The following is a 13479-nucleotide window of genomic DNA, read 5'->3' on the forward strand; positions in this document are numbered from 1 at the left end:
AGGCGCCAGCTCGCTTAAAAAATAAGCGACACGAAAACTAACTAGACGCAGTGAATAGCACAGTATAACAGCTTTATTCAATTCTGACTAGCTGTTGCTGCCTTTTAACGCTTGCGTCAGTAAGTGGCATTCTAGCCGTTCTTCGCTGCTTAAGCCTTGGGTCTTGTCTTTTATTAATAGGGTCTCTAGTCGATAATTTAAACACTGGTCTTCAATAAATTTAAAAGTATTTTTGAAAACTGTCTCTAAACGATCGTCATTTATTTGATGCTGCCAAGTTGCTAATTTCACTAATGCATCATATTCAGCGCTATCTCGGAACGATTCTAAGATTTGCGCGGTTGTAATACCATGTCGTTCACGTGCTAAATGCTGTATCCGTAAAAATAGCTCAATGCCGGCAATTTTCATTTCAGCAAGTTCAGGCATGTAAGCGATGCTCGTTGCTAGATTCGGATGCTGCAATAAAATACCTATAGCTTGACGCATCGGCGTTATTTTAAATTTACGCTCAATTGCATGTTGCTGCTTCGGGGTTTTAACCCGATTACTCAATTGCTCTCGTGTACGACCAATTAATCGGCCCAAATGTTCCAGTATATTTTCTTGGTAAAATTCACTCGGTATTTTTTCGATTAAAGGTAAGGCATCACTGAGTAACTTTGCTTTGCCAGCGTCTTTCGTTAGGTCAATCTCTTGGCTTAGCTTGCTGAACAACACTTTGCTGAAATCATCGGCCTCTGCTAGGCGTGCTTCGAATGCCTCTTTTCCTTCTTTTTGTACCAATGAGTCGGGGTCTTCACCGTCAGGTAAAAAGACAAATTGAAGTGATTTGCCATCAGCTAAATAAGGCAGGGCATTTTCGAGTGCGCGCCATGCTGCATCACGACCCGCTCTATCACCATCATAGCAGCATATCACTTTATCAGTGGTTCTAAACAAGGTGTGCATGTGCTCAGCTGTGGTTGCTGTGCCAAGTGCTGCTACAGCGTATTCAATGCCTTGCTCTGCTAAGGCAACCACATCCATATACCCTTCAACAATTAAAATATGTTCAAGTTTCTTATGTGCTTGTTTAGCTTCGTATAGACCATAAAGCTCAAAACCTTTGTGGAAAATACGTGTCTCAGGAGAGTTAAGGTATTTTGGACCTTGATCGGCTTGCATCACGCGACCACCAAAGGCAATAACCCGGCCTCGCTTATCACGAATAGGAAACATGAGCCGATCACGAAAAAAGTCAAATTGGCGACCCGGCGACTTTTCAGACGCGAGTTTTAGCTCAATTAATTGCTCTTTTTGCTCTTTATTTCGGCCTAATTGCTGGCACAGTGCTTCCCATTCACTTGGCGCATAACCAATCATGAACTTTTTAGCGGTTTCACCGCTTAGGCCACGGCCTTTTATGTAATCAATTACCGCTTTTGAGTTGCTATGGTGTTTTAATTGGTGCTGATAAAAACGGGCGGCATGAAGCATTAAATCGTAATCGGAACGTTTTTGCTCAGCGGTACGCTGTGGACCTGAACTAGTGCCTTGCTCACGTGGTACGTCTAAATTTAGAATACTAGCCAGCTCTTCAATAGCATCAACAAACTCTAATTTGTCGTATTCCATGACAAACGAAATGGCATTACCATTCGCTCCGCAACCAAAGCAGTGGTAAAACTGTTTATCTTGAGAAACAGTAAATGACGGGGTTTTTTCGTTGTGAAAAGGGCAACATGCTTGGTAGTCTTTCCCGGCTTTTTTTAGGCCAACTTTTGAATCAATTAGCTCAACAATATCTGTTCGTGCGAGCAAATCATCAATAAATTGTCGAGGGATTTTTCCGGCCATAGCTGTTGTTTTTCCTGCGCTATTTTTGCGTTCTAAAGTGAGATTTGAACACAATTACTCTCTTTATGAAAGACTAAAAACAAGAAACCGAGCACTAGGCTCGGTTTGCTTGAATCATACGTCTGTATGTGGGGGTTAGGCAGTTAATCGTTGCTTGATTAAGCCAGAAATCTTACCTAAATCGGCACGACCTTCGGCTTTGCTTTTGATTACTCCCATTACCTTACCCATGTCTTGCATACCTGCTGCGTTTGTATCAGCAATAGCCGAGTCAATAAGAGCAATGATTTCTTCTTCACTCAATTGTTGAGGTAAGAATTCTTCAAGAGCTTTAATCTCATTGGCTTCAATTTCTGCTAAATCTTCACGACCCGCATCAATATACTGGGTGTAAGAGTCGCGACGTTGTTTTACAAGCTTCACTAAAACAGCGGTAATTCCGTCGTCGTCTAGCGTGATTTGCTCGTCAATTTCACGTTGCTTGATTGCAGCAAGTACCATGCGGATTGGCTTAAGACGGTCTTTGTCTTTTGCTCTCATCGCATCTTTTTGCGCATCTTTTAGCGTTAATAAAAGGCTCATTTATACAAGACCAAATACTGATTAGTATAATTTAACGCGACGTGCGTTATCGCGAGAAAGCTTCTTCATGTGACGCTTTACTGCAGCAGCTTTTTTACGCTTACGCTCAGCTGTTGGCTTTTCATAGTGCTCGCGACGACGAACTTCTGAAAGGATACCTGCTTTTTCACATGAACGCTTGAAGCGACGAAGTGCTACGTCAAACGGTTCGTTCTCTCTTACTTTAATTACTGGCATTAAAAATTCACCTACCTAAATAATGAGCGTTGCTCAAGTTGATCGAATAACGATCAAGTGGTTCAAAAATGGTGCGGTATTGTAATCCGAAGCAACACCACATGTAAAGAATAATATTAACAGAAACTGAGGCGGCTAAACAGTATTAATTTGGCTCTCGTTGATACAAACGACAAATTACCTGCCCTGCAGATTTCTCCTTTAAAAGCAGCCAGTTATCTGGGGGAGTGAAGCTGGTTAGCTCACTTTCAACTTCCACATAAATCAACGCTTGCTCAGTTAACCATTGATTTGATTCGAGTAATAAACAACTTTTTTCAGCTAAATTTTGTCGGAATGGCGGATCAACAAAAACAAGATCAAACTGCTCATCTAGCGAATTATTTGCCAATAATGCGAGGCTATCGCCCTGTTTAATTGTGGCATTTTCAAGTTTGAGGGTGCTTATATTTTGTATAAGTTGAGATGCAGCACTTTTATCAAGCTCAAAAAATACAGCACGTTTAGCAAAGCGTGACAACGCTTCGAATCCTAACCCGCCAGAACCTGCGAAGCAGTCAAGGACCGCTGCATCACGCGTATCTTGCATTAACCAGTTAAACACGGTTTCCTTAATGCGATCAGTCGTTGGACGTAAACCTTGTACATCTTTAACAGGAAGTTTTCTGCCACGAAATTGTCCGCTAATAATACGGATAAAGCCATTTGCTGATTTATTATTGCTAGCGTTTACTTGGCGGTTAGCTGTTGATTTTTTTCTCATTTAACTCACTAATTATTGGTAACTGACCCCCAGCTCAGATAATATTGCAAGCAATAGCTGGTGTGTCATTTTTCTACTGCGCTAAAAATGGTAGTATTGCGACCTTAGCGATAGATGGTACCCGTTTCGGTTTGGCTGAGCATAGCTGAACTATCACCAAACTATTATTCATGTAAGTTTATCAGATTTTTATAAGTGGTTATTAGCAAGTATGGCAAAAAAAAGTAAATTCTTGTCTTGGTTTGGTTTTGGCAAATCAGAAAAACAACAAGCAGAGCAAACAGCAAATGAGGCTGATAACCAAAAGCAATTAGAAGAACAACAGTGTATTGAAGCTGAAAAAGCGCAAGCGGCGAGCTTAGAGCAGGAACGTATTGCAGCAGAAAAAGCTGAAGCCGAGCGTGTAGAACAAGAACGCATTGCAGCAGAAAAGGCTGAAGCTGAACGTATCGCAGCAGAACAGCAAGCAGCAGAGCAACGTCGTCAAGAACAACAAGCGCGTCTTGCAGAGCAAGAAGCGGCCATGAAGTTAGAACAAGAACGTATTGCAGCGGAACAGGCACAAGCTGAGCGCATAGAGCAGGAACGCGCTGCGGCAGAAAAGGCTGAAGCTGAACGTATCGCTGCAGAACAGCAAGCAGCAGAGCAACGTCGTCAAGAGCAACAAGCGCGTCTTGCAGAGCAAGAAGCGGCCATGAAGTTAGAGCAAGAGCGTATTGCAGCTGAACAGGTGCAGCGTGAAGCAGAGCAAATTGCAGCACAAAAAGCTGAAGCCGAACGTGTAGAACAAGCACGCGTTGCAGCAGAAAAAGCAGAGGCCGAACGTGTAGAGCAAGCACGTGTTGCAGCCGAGAAAGCTGAAGCCGAACGTGTAGAACAAGAACGCATTGCAGCAGAAAAGGCTGAAGCTGAACGTGTAGAACAAGAACGCGTTGCAGCCGAAAAAGCTGAAGCTGAACGTGTAGAACAAGCACGCATTGCAGCAGAAAAAGCTGAAGCTGAACGTTTAGAGCAAGAGCGTATTGCAGCCGAAAAAGCTGAAGCTGAACGTTTAGAACAGGAACGTATTGCAGCAGAAAAAGCTGAAGCTGAACGTGTAGAACAGGAACGTATTGCAGCAGAAAAAGCAGAAGCTGAGCGTGTAGAACAGGAACGTATTGCAGCAGAAAAAGCAGAAGCTGAGCGTATAGAACAAGCTCGTATTGAAAAAGAAAAAACAGAGCAAGTTACTGATAAACCGAAAAAGGAAGGCTTTTTTGCCCGCCTTAAAAAAGGCTTATTAAAAACTCGCGTTAATATTGGCTCGGGCTTTGCCTCTATTTTTAGTGGTAAAAAAATTGATGATGAGCTATTCGAAGAGTTAGAAACACAGCTATTAACGGCTGATTTAGGTGTCGATACAACCATGAAGTTGATTGATAACCTAACAGATGCAGCCGATCGAAAACAACTTAAAGATGGCGATGCACTTTACGAGCTAATGAAGCAAGAAATGGCCGCAATGTTAAAGACAGCTGAGCAGCCATTAACTGTGCCAGAAAATAAAAAACCGTTTGTTATTTTAATGGTGGGTGTAAATGGGGTGGGTAAAACCACGACCATTGGTAAGCTTGCTAAGCAATTCCAAAATGAAGGCAAATCAGTCATGCTGGCTGCGGGGGATACTTTCCGTGCCGCCGCGGTTGAGCAATTACAAGTGTGGGGCGAGCGTAACAGTATACCTGTTATTGCACAGCATACTGGTGCAGACAGTGCATCGGTTGTGTTTGATGCCTTTCAAGCGGCGAAAGCTCGTAATGTAGACGTATTAATCGCGGATACAGCAGGGCGCTTGCAAAATAAAGATAACCTCATGCAAGAGCTTGAAAAAATAGCGCGTGTAATGAAGAAAATCGACCCAGATGCGCCGCATGAAGTCATGCTAACAATTGATGCGGGCACGGGGCAGAATGCTATTAGCCAAGTAAAACTATTTAATGAATGTGTTGGCTTAACGGGTATTACCTTGTCTAAACTGGATGGGACAGCAAAAGGGGGGGTTATCTTTGCTGTGGCAGATAAGTTTAATATTCCAATTCGTTACATAGGCGTTGGCGAGGGAATCGACGACCTGCGTACTTTTAATAGTAATGACTTCATTGATGCGTTGTTTAGCCAAGATGAGGACGACGTATAATTCATAAAAAAGGGAGCATGCTCCCTTTTCAGCTGCAAGATGATTGATAACTAAAATGATAAATTTTCAGCAAGTCAGTAAAACATACCCCGGCGGTCACCGTGCGCTGGAAAAAGTCAGTTTTCATATTAAGTCAGGCGAGTTGGCTTTTTTAACTGGGCATAGTGGCGCAGGTAAAAGTACATTATTAAAGCTGATTAGTTTGATGGAACGTCCATCGGCTGGCAAAGTACTAATTAATGATATTGATTTAAATGCTGTTAAGTCTCGTCAAATTCCTTATGTACGCCGTGATATAGGGATTATTTTTCAAAACCATCGTTTGTTAGAACGCTATTCGGTATTTGATAATGTCGCTTTGCCGTTGATTATTGAAGGCACACACCATAAACAAATTGCAAAGCGTGTGCATGGTGCGCTTGATAAAGTGGGCTTACTTGATAAAGCCAAATGTAACCCTGCGACTTTATCTGGAGGCGAGCAACAACGTGTGGGAATTGCGAGGGCTATCGTAAATTCACCGCCTATTTTGTTAGCTGATGAACCGACCGGTAATTTAGACCCCGAACTTTCAATGGATATTTTACGCTTATTCGAAGACTTTAATAATCATGGTACGACGGTGTTAATTGCCACCCATGATATTGGTTTAATTGCACGGATGCGCTATCGCAGCCTAACCCTTAAAGATGGACGTATGATCCAGGATCCATTAGCTGAGGGAGCGCTATGAGCCTATTATTTAAAAGTAGAGCCAGTCACAATGATCGTCAGCAGAAATCAATTCTAGCGGCGCCGTATTTCTTTTTTATTAACTTAATCCGTCAAGGTGTGCATAGCTTAGGTGAAATGTGGCGCACGCCACTTGCCTCCTTGATGACTATTGCGGTATTAGGGCTAAGCTTAACGTTACCAGCGACCTTGTATTTAGTCGTGAAAAATGTGTCTCAGGTAAGCAGTGGGTTTGAAGATGCCGCTGAAATTTCGTTGTTTGTTAAAGAGTCTATGACAGAGCAACAAACACAAACATTAGTCAAACGTTTAGCGCTTTACCCTGAAATCGATAAAGTTGAGTTTATTTCTAAAGCAGATGCGCTTGTTGAATTTAAGCAGGTGTCAGGATTTGGACAAGCATTAGAATACTTAGATGCGAATCCACTGCCCGATGTTGTTATTGTGACACCGACGGCACGGTATCGTCAGCCAAATGCTGCTGAACAGTTACTAAAAAAACTTGAAGATGAGCGTGAAGTTGATTTTGGTAAACTGGATATTGCATGGCTTGAGCGCTTAAACGCACTGTTAAGCTTATTAAAAGAGAGCGTCATTACCATTGCTTTACTATTATTAACCTCGGTGACTTTGATCATTGGAAACACGATTCGTTTATCTATCATGGATAAAAAGGAAGAGATCCAAGTTATGAAATTAGTGGGGGCAACAAATGCATTTATACATGCGCCATTTTTATGGACGGGTATTTGGTATGGCATTATCGGTGGACTATTTTCATTTATTTGTGTTGCTTTGATGATGTGGTGGCTAGGTGCAGCGGTGAGCGAAGTCGCGGGAGTTTATGGCAGCCGTTTTAATTTAATCGGTTTGACGTTATCTGAATTTGCCATTTTAGTTGCACTTGCAACGGGGCTTGGTTTTGTCGGCTCGTATTTGTCTGTAAATAGATATATAAAAGAAATAGAACCCGATAAAGTATAACAATAAAGTGTAACAATTCGTTGTTACACTGCTTTATTAGCACTAAATAAAAGCAGTAATAAATTTATCGCTCTTTCAATTAAAGCTAGAATTCACCGCATATTCAGCGTGTTAGCGTAGACTAAAAATAGATACAAAAACCACTTGATTTGAACGTTAAAAAAGTTTTTAATTGAAGTTAGCACTCTCGCTTAAAGAGTGCTAAGATGGTTTCAAATGTTTATCACTGAGGTGAAAAATGAGTAAAGATTTATACGCAATGGCACTTACTGCAGGTCAACAAAGCGCGAGTATGGACGGCTATCTTCAAGCTGTCAGTACGATTCCAATGCTTGATGCCGAGCATGAAAAGCAGTTAGCGACACGTCTTCAGGAAGAAGGTGATCTTGATGCTGCGAAGCAACTCATTATGTCGCACCTTCGTTTTGTAGCTCACATTGCAAAAAGCTATTCAGGGTATGGTTTACCGCAAGCTGATTTAATTCAGGAAGGTAACATCGGTCTAATGAAGGCTGTAAAACGCTTTGACCCGAGCGTCGGCGTACGCTTAGTTTCATTCGCTGTACATTGGATTAAAGCGGAGATTCATGAATACGTACTAAAAAACTGGCGTATCGTGAAAGTTGCAACGACAAAAGCGCAACGTAAACTATTCTTCAATCTACGTAAAAACAAAAAACGTTTAGGTTGGTTTAACCAAGCCGAGGTTAGCACTGTTGCTAACGAGCTAGGGGTTAGTGAAAAAGAAGTACGTGAGATGGAATCGCGTATGAGTGGCCAAGATATGGGCTTTGATTTAACGGGTGACGACAATGACGATGCACCTACAAGCACCTACTCGCCAGTACAATATTTAACTGATGGCAGTGCTGACCTTGCTGACGATATTGAAGAGCAGCAATGGCAAGAACAGTCGCATGCACGTTTATTTAGTGCATTAAAAACGCTTGATGAACGCTCGCAAGATATCGTAAGTGCTCGTTGGTTAGCTGATGATAAAGCAACCCTGCAAGAGCTTGCTGAAAAGTATAACGTGTCAGCAGAGCGTGTTCGCCAGCTAGAAAAAACAGCGATGAAAAAACTGCAAACAGCCATGAGCTAATGGAGTCACGAGCTAATTAAGAGCTCGGACTTCAGAGTTATCTCTACTATAAAGCCTCGCAAATGCGGGGTTTTCTGTTTTAAGGATGCAGTATGCCAGATACTGATTACCAACACGTACTTAATGAAATTACCAAAGAAGTTCAGCCATTATTGAGTCAAGGCAAAGTGGCAGACTACATTCCTGCACTTGCGGATGTTGAACCAAACCAATTTGCAATTGCTATTCATACAGTCGATGGTCACACTTTTTGCGCTGGTGATTGCCGTGCTCGCTTTACCATTCAGTCTGTGTCTAAAGTGATGACATTAACGCTTGCACTGCAGCGTTATGGTGATGAACTTTGGCAACGCGTGGGCAAAGAGCCTTCTGGTACTGCATTTAACTCGCTCACTCAGCTAGAGTTTGAGCAGGGTATTCCCCGAAACCCGTTTATTAATGCTGGAGCCATCGTGACTTGCGATGCCTTATACAGCCGACTTTCAGCGCCAATGCACTCGATGCTTGAATCTTTTCGTCAACTGTCAGGCAATCCATCGGTTGTGATAGATAAAAAAGTTGCTAATTCAGAGTATGAGTTTCGTCATCGCAATGCCGCTATGGCACACTTAATGAAATCATTTGGTAATTTTAATAATGAAGTCGATGATGTTTTGTGGGCTTATTTTAATTTTTGTGCCATTGAGCTTAACTGTGTGGAGCTCGCTAAAGCGTATAATTATCTTGCAAACCAAGGCAAAGACACTCGGGGTAATAAAGTACTGAGTACAAGACAAAATAAGCAGCTTAATTCGTTGCTGTTTACCAGTGGTTTATATGATGCGGCGGGAGATTTTGGTTACCGTGTTGGGATGCCCGGAAAATCAGGGGTATCGGGCACAATATTAGCCGTTTTACCTAATCAGTTTACAGTTGCTGTGTGGGCACCACGTTTAAACTCATACGGTAACTCAGTGGCTGGGATAGCCGCCCTTGAGCGTTTATCCCAGAAACTGGATATTTCGATTTTTTAATGAGTATTACTGATCCCAGTATACTTGTTCTAAACAATCTTCACGTTCAGGTAAACCACGCGATAGACGCGGAGAGTGCTGTACGAGAACTTCATAACTCGCACGGTTGGCATACTTGCTAATTTGCGCCAGTGATGAGTAAGTCATCGCTGGTTGCTGGTGTTTCGCCGAATTAGCAACATTAAGCTTGTGGTACACATTTGCAGATAAATCATGTAGCACAGCAGCGAGTGCACAATCACCCGCGCCATTGGTGTTTTTAATGCTATCAGGGCCGCCCATGAATGGGGCAGTGTGGCTGTATGCACGGATTGGGTTTTGACAATCGTCTTTTCTCATTGCACGCGAAAATTCATAGCGATTAAAGTCAGCGATAGCGCCTGGTAGCAGCGGGTACTCTGTTTCGCGTTTAAATTGCTCGTCAACATAACCGGCCATAAACAAGCCTTTTTCACCTGCAGTACAAATCACTAAGTCGGTCCAATCAAGTGCTTTATCTGCCGCAAGAAGTGGGTCTTCGAAGCCTGTAATCGCAAGGCCTTCTTCTTCATTCATTGCTAAGATATCGACATGCTTTTTAACAAAGTCGGCCCACCATAAAGGGTCTTGCTCAATTAAGAATTTAGTGCCTAGAGTCAATACCACTGGCACGTCTGCATCATTGGCATATTTAACTGCCTGCATGGTTGCTTCAGTCATGGTTTCATCACCTTGGGTACGCATTAAGTATGCGCTGATCACAAGTGCTGATGAATTTTCAATTAACTCTTTATCAATTGATTCAGGACGTAGATGATTCATTAAACCTGCGCTTATCGCGAAGGTGCGCTCACCAGTTTCATCAATCAGTGTAAAACAGCGACCAATTGGGCCATCAACAGGTTGTAAATAATCTAGATCAACCCGGCTTGATGTATTACATAAAAAACGGTACGCATAGCTGCCAATTTTAATGTTTTCACTCATTACACCTAACAACACAGAGCGATCATCAGCAAGTGTTGAGTAGTTATGCATCGTGTTACCGATGGTGCCACCTGCGAACTCGTAATCGATCATATCGTCAAGCTTTAGGCGGTCATATAATGCATTGGTAATGTCGCTATCAATTACCTGTGACATGCCACGGCGCAATTGAAATTCATCGAGGAAAGCTTGATCAACTTTCGCTTCAATATCGACAACTATTTGATCGATACCCGTTATATAACTACGTTGTAGCCGCTCGGTTGAGTTCAGTTGATTTGTTAGTGGATCTTTGGCTTCCACTGGAAAATAATGTTTATGCCTGCGGCGTCCAGGAAATTTCATTTGCTACCCGTGTATTGATATCAATTGCAAAGTGTAAATCAACAAATTTACCTAGTTGAATTGCTATTAGCTAAATAAAAAAAGCGCGAGATTATAGCGCAATATAGGTTCATTGAGCCATGATAAAGCCATTAAAATTTACTTTAATTTTTTAGTGTAGTCTTAATTATCGCCCTTTTTATCGACTAACTAGGTATAATTACAGGCAGTTTACAAGTTTTGTGTGATTTATGAGCGAACAATATAGCGACGAATACTGGATGAAAAAAGCCCTCGCTTATGCAAATGAGGCGGGAAACATTAATGAAAATTCCTGTGGGGGCGGTATTAGTCAAAGACAATCAATTAATAGCGTATGGGTATAATCGCTCAATTACTGATAACGACCCTTCTGCTCATGCCGAAATGATGGCTATTCGTGAAGCAGGTAAGGCACTTAATAATTATCGGCTTATTGATTGCACTTTATATGTCACTTTAGAGCCTTGCTCTATGTGTGCAGGGCTATTAGTTCATAGCCGAATTAAGCGTCTGGTATTCGGCGCAAAAGACGCTAAAAACAGGATCGGCTGGGTCTATTATGAACTTACTGCAAGAACCGCGTCTTAATCATCAGGTTGAAGTAACCGGTGAGATAATGGCTGAGCAATGTGGGGCTGTAATTTCGGCATTTTTTAAACGCCGCAGAGAAGAGAAAAAAGCGGCTAAACTCGCTGCTCGCAACGCCTAGTTAAACAACTGGCGTTGCAGGAGTTTCCTGTGCTTCCATTAATTGCATCGCGAATAAACGACGACGCCAAATAACTTTTTTGTGGGTATTGCGTAACATAATACGACGGCGAGTCGCTGTCGAATAGATAACATTCCGTTTGAACTTATGTGTGGTACGTCTTCTTTTTAACATGTGTGCTCCTTAAGTGAGAGTAAAGCATGACATTGTCCATTCCATCAATACTAGAAGATAATGATCATTTGATGACAAGTAAACAGGTTTCTCTGGCTTTAGGCTAGTTGTTATCTGGCTTTTGCTGTTCAGAGCTGGTTTGTTGTTGAGTGTCAGCTGGTTGAGCCGTATTTTCATCTAACTCAGGCGAAATGACGGGTTGTTCTTCAATGTTTTCTTCGGTGCTTGGATTGGCAATCGCATCATTTTCATCCAACCAAACCAAAGCATCGTAGTAACGGCGAATATTATCAACATACTTCACGGCAACATCGCCACGCGCGTAACCGTATTTAGTTTGACGATAATAACGCTTTTTAATGAGCAGCGGTAAGCGTTTTTTTACATCAGCCCATTTATCAGGGCTCGCGCCTTCTTGTTCTGTGATAATTCTCGCATCATTTACATGCCCCCACCCGACATTGTAAGAGGCTAATGCAAACCAAGTACGATCAGGCTGTGGGATGCGTTCTGGGATCCATGAAATGAGTTGAGCTAAATATTCGGCGCCCCCTTTGATGTTTTGCTCTGGGGCTAAGCGATTTGTTACACCCACTTGTTTCGCAGTCGCTTGTGTAAGCATCATGATACCACGCACTCCGGTGGGCGATTTTGCTTTAGGGTTCCACATCGATTCTTGGTAACTGAGGGCTGCTAACAAGCGCCAATCAATATTGCCTGCATACTGCTCAAACCACGGTTGGTATTTGGGTAAGGTTTCTTTTATGGCCTCAATATATGCCAGTGTATTTACATAATTGAACTGCCTTACATGGCCAAAATACTTTTCTTCGAGGACGTATAACTGATTATTTTGTTTTACCTCGCCGAAAAAAGGCACCATCAAAGCGTATAAAGAATCATCACCATCTTTTCTGAGTAGCCAAGCTATTGGGTCATTTCTTGTTACTGAAAAGCCAATACTCAAATTAGGGTGATAGCGTCTAAACAACGATAACGTGTGTGAATCAGCCAGTGTGTAATCTATTTCATTATCAATCACCGCCTGTAGTAGCTCTTCCTCATCCATGTCTTCTGTTTCGTGCCAAGTTAGATTGGGATGAAGTTGCTTTAGCTGTTGCAGCGCTAAGGAATGGCTGCTTTTGGCGAGTACGGTTAGGTTACCTGTTAAATCTGCAAACTCACGAGGACGAACATGCCCTTGTTTATAAACAAGCTTTTGACTAATTGTGCGGTAAGTCGGGCCGAATCGGTAGTGCTGCGCGCGAATTGTATTGTAGGTAAGACCCGATGCAATCACATCTAAATCGCCACTTTCGAGGCGAGCAAACATGTCGGATAAATTAAAAAATGGCACCATTTCAAGCTCAACACCGACGTAGTCAGCAAACTCTTGCGCCAATTCATATTCGAAACCTTGTACGCCTTGAGGGGCTTGGTAATAATTACTCGCACCCGCTAATGTGCCAATTCTAATTTTATTTTGTGCTTTGATTTGCGCTAATTGCGATGGTTGCTGTTGCATATCACACGCGCACAACATGAGCACTAGGCTAAAAATAGCGAGTAACTTTTGCATAAAAAATAAATGCCCCTTAATACATTACTTTACCGTTATAGCAAAACTTCGTTGCTGCGTCACTTGGCGAATAGTACTAACAAAAATTATGAGCGACCTTATCGTTATTTTATCAACTATAACAAGGGTCTGTATTATGACGACTGGTGAGCCTATCAACGTGAAGATTTATAACAGCTTTCATTGTGTTTAATTCCAACTGAAACTCGCATTTATACGGCGTAATTGATTTTAATAAGGGGGTGACTATTCTTTGC

The 13479-nt window shown here is 42.2% G+C and carries 12 protein-coding genes and 1 pseudogene; 6 read left to right on the top strand and 7 right to left on the bottom strand.

The annotated features are described in order from the left end of the window. Positions 1-87: 87 nt before the first annotated feature. From dnaG to rsmD, 4 genes are all read right to left on the bottom strand, one after another. Entirely contained in the window at positions 88-1839 is a 1752-nt protein-coding gene (gene dnaG / locus IT970_RS02795) for a DNA primase (protein WP_036971774.1), read from the bottom strand. 135 nt (positions 1840-1974) lie between these two features. Further along, entirely contained in the window at positions 1975-2421 is a 447-nt protein-coding gene (locus IT970_RS02800) for a GatB/YqeY domain-containing protein (protein ID WP_036971016.1), read from the bottom strand. A gap of 21 nt (positions 2422-2442) precedes the next feature. Beyond that, positions 2443-2658, bottom strand: coding sequence for a 30S ribosomal protein S21 (rpsU, locus tag IT970_RS02805; protein WP_002957797.1), 216 nt, complete (start codon positions 2656-2658; stop codon positions 2443-2445). A gap of 145 nt (positions 2659-2803) precedes the next feature. Next, on the bottom strand, positions 2804-3421 hold the full coding sequence (rsmD, locus tag IT970_RS02810) for a 16S rRNA (guanine(966)-N(2))-methyltransferase RsmD (RefSeq protein ID WP_036971010.1): 618 nt from the start codon (positions 3419-3421) through the stop codon (positions 2804-2806). 211 nt (positions 3422-3632) lie between these two features. On the opposite strand from rsmD, the gene ftsY reads away from it, so the two are divergent. The 5 genes from ftsY to glsB all read left to right on the top strand — a co-directional run bounded on the left by ftsY (position 3633) and on the right by glsB (position 9428). Beyond that, complete coding sequence (gene ftsY, locus IT970_RS02815) at positions 3633-5597, top strand: signal recognition particle-docking protein FtsY (protein ID WP_196857587.1); 1965 nt, start codon at positions 3633-3635, stop codon at positions 5595-5597. A 55-nt stretch (positions 5598-5652) separates the two neighbouring features. Further along, entirely contained in the window at positions 5653-6330 is a 678-nt protein-coding gene (ftsE, locus tag IT970_RS02820) for a cell division ATP-binding protein FtsE (protein WP_075594080.1), read from the top strand. After that, a complete protein-coding gene (gene ftsX / locus IT970_RS02825; protein ID WP_065978123.1) occupies positions 6327-7313 on the top strand; it encodes a permease-like cell division protein FtsX in 987 nt (328 codons plus the stop codon). Before ftsE ends, ftsX begins: the two co-directional genes overlap by 4 nt. Positions 7314-7551: 238 nt before the next feature. Continuing rightward, positions 7552-8415, top strand: coding sequence for an RNA polymerase sigma factor RpoH (gene rpoH / locus IT970_RS02830; protein ID WP_036970997.1), 864 nt, complete (start codon positions 7552-7554; stop codon positions 8413-8415). A 92-nt stretch (positions 8416-8507) separates the two neighbouring features. Further along, positions 8508-9428, top strand: coding sequence for a glutaminase B (glsB, locus tag IT970_RS02835; protein ID WP_036970994.1), 921 nt, complete (start codon positions 8508-8510; stop codon positions 9426-9428). A gap of 6 nt (positions 9429-9434) precedes the next feature. Here the strand turns inward: glsB and IT970_RS02840 are convergent, their stop codons facing one another. Then, positions 9435-10739: an inosine/guanosine kinase gene (locus IT970_RS02840; RefSeq protein WP_075594081.1), complete on the bottom strand. Its 1305-nt coding sequence runs from the start codon at positions 10737-10739 to the stop codon at positions 9435-9437. Positions 10740-10969: 230 nt separating this feature from the next. On the opposite strand from IT970_RS02840, the pseudogene tadA reads away from it, so the two are divergent. Beyond that, positions 10970-11469 (top strand): annotated as a pseudogene (gene tadA, locus IT970_RS02845) (tRNA adenosine(34) deaminase TadA). On the opposite strand, the gene IT970_RS02850 reads toward tadA, so the two are convergent. Both IT970_RS02850 and mltF read right to left on the bottom strand, forming a co-directional pair. Beyond that, positions 11470-11643, bottom strand: coding sequence for a hypothetical protein (locus IT970_RS02850; RefSeq protein ID WP_162898022.1), 174 nt, complete (start codon positions 11641-11643; stop codon positions 11470-11472). A gap of 103 nt (positions 11644-11746) precedes the next feature. Next, positions 11747-13222: a membrane-bound lytic murein transglycosylase MltF gene (gene mltF / locus IT970_RS02855; protein WP_036970988.1), complete on the bottom strand. Its 1476-nt coding sequence runs from the start codon at positions 13220-13222 to the stop codon at positions 11747-11749. Positions 13223-13479: the final 257 nt, after the last annotated feature.

It is taken from the genome of Pseudoalteromonas sp. A41-2 (genome assembly GCF_015767615.1).
GTDB classification, from domain to species: domain Bacteria; phylum Pseudomonadota; class Gammaproteobacteria; order Enterobacterales; family Alteromonadaceae; genus Pseudoalteromonas; species Pseudoalteromonas lipolytica.

Excerpts from the sequence above, each read along its gene's own strand:
- rpsU (WP_002957797.1), bottom strand. The coding sequence starts at position 2,658 with ATGCCAGTAATTAAAGTAAGAGAGAACGAACCGTTTGACGTAGCACTT.
- glsB (WP_036970994.1), top strand. The coding sequence starts at position 8,508 with ATGCCAGATACTGATTACCAACACGTACTTAATGAAATTACCAAAGAA.
- ftsX (WP_065978123.1), top strand. The coding sequence starts at position 6,327 with ATGAGCCTATTATTTAAAAGTAGAGCCAGTCACAATGATCGTCAGCAG.
- rsmD (WP_036971010.1), bottom strand. The coding sequence starts at position 3,421 with ATGAGAAAAAAATCAACAGCTAACCGCCAAGTAAACGCTAGCAATAAT.
- IT970_RS02850 (WP_162898022.1), bottom strand. The coding sequence starts at position 11,643 with ATGTTAAAAAGAAGACGTACCACACATAAGTTCAAACGGAATGTTATC.
- mltF (WP_036970988.1), bottom strand. The coding sequence starts at position 13,222 with ATGCAAAAGTTACTCGCTATTTTTAGCCTAGTGCTCATGTTGTGCGCG.
- IT970_RS02800 (WP_036971016.1), bottom strand. The coding sequence starts at position 2,421 with ATGAGCCTTTTATTAACGCTAAAAGATGCGCAAAAAGATGCGATGAGA.
- dnaG (WP_036971774.1), bottom strand. The coding sequence starts at position 1,839 with ATGGCCGGAAAAATCCCTCGACAATTTATTGATGATTTGCTCGCACGA.
- ftsY (WP_196857587.1), top strand. The coding sequence starts at position 3,633 with ATGGCAAAAAAAAGTAAATTCTTGTCTTGGTTTGGTTTTGGCAAATCA.
- rpoH (WP_036970997.1), top strand. The coding sequence starts at position 7,552 with ATGAGTAAAGATTTATACGCAATGGCACTTACTGCAGGTCAACAAAGC.
- IT970_RS02840 (WP_075594081.1), bottom strand. The coding sequence starts at position 10,739 with ATGAAATTTCCTGGACGCCGCAGGCATAAACATTATTTTCCAGTGGAA.
- ftsE (WP_075594080.1), top strand. The coding sequence starts at position 5,653 with ATGATAAATTTTCAGCAAGTCAGTAAAACATACCCCGGCGGTCACCGT.